The organism is Vibrio sp. Vb1337 (assembly GCF_033338715.1).
Taxonomy (GTDB): domain Bacteria; phylum Pseudomonadota; class Gammaproteobacteria; order Enterobacterales; family Vibrionaceae; genus Vibrio; species Vibrio alginolyticus.
Map to the genome: position 1 here is coordinate 1 of NZ_JAWOTD010000301.1, position 1015 is coordinate 1015.

Below are 1015 nucleotides of genomic sequence, written 5' to 3' on the forward strand. Positions count from 1 at the left end.
AACAACGGCAGCGGTTATCTGTGGTGAGAAAAACGTCCAATTAAGAACCTTTGATTTACCAAACATTTCAGCCGACGAACTTCTGGTTAAAAACATTTCAAACAGCATTTGTCTATCCACTTACAAAGCAGCATTGTTAGGTAGCAAACACAAACGCGTTCCTGAAAACATTGACGAAGTGCCAGTGATGACAGGTCATGAATACGCAGGTGTGATTGTTGAAGTCGGTGAGAATCTAAAAGATCAATTCAAAGCTGGTGACTACTTTGTTTTGCAACCTGCCATGGGCTTGCCAACAGGCTACTCAGCAGGCTACAGCTATGAGACATTTGGTGGCAACGCGACGTATTCCATTATTCCTAAAATCGCTATCGACCTAGGCTGCGTGCTGCCTTACCACGGCGATTACTTTGCTGATGCTTCGCTTGCTGAGCCAATGTCTTGCATTATCGGCGCGTACCATGCGAGCTACCACACCACGCAATACGTGTACGAGCACGATATGGGCATTAAAGAAGGTGGTGCGTTAGCGCTTTTGGCGTGTGCTGGCCCAATGGGGATTGGTGCAATTGACTACGCGATCAACGGCCCTGTAAAGCCAACGCTGGTGGTGGTTACTGACATCGACGCTGCGCGTTTAGACCGAGCTGAAAGCCTCATTCCGGTTGCAAAAGCTAAAGAGCAGGGCGTAGAACTGCACTACGTGAATACCGCTCAAATAGACGATCCGGTCGCGTATCTCAAAGCACTCAACGGTGGCAATGGTTATGACGATGTAATGGTCTACGCGGCGGTTGCTCAAGTGCTAGAACAAGCCGATGAGCTACTTGGCAATGATGGCTGCCTCAACTTCTTTGCTGGCCCAACGGATAAGAATTTCAAAGTGCCGTTTAACTTCTACAACGTGCATTACGAATCAACCCATATTGTAGGGACGTCCGGTGGTTCAAAGGGTGACATGGTGGAATCTATTGAGCTTTCCTCGCAAGGCAAGATCAATCCATCGTTCATGATC

1 protein-coding gene is annotated in these 1015 nt (G+C 48.0%); it reads left to right on the forward strand.

Features of this window, described 5'->3' with window-relative positions; translation table 11 throughout:
- Positions 1-1015 (forward strand): zinc-binding dehydrogenase (locus tag R7E42_RS25790; protein ID WP_318073356.1); only part of this gene is annotated, 1015 nt, incomplete at both ends.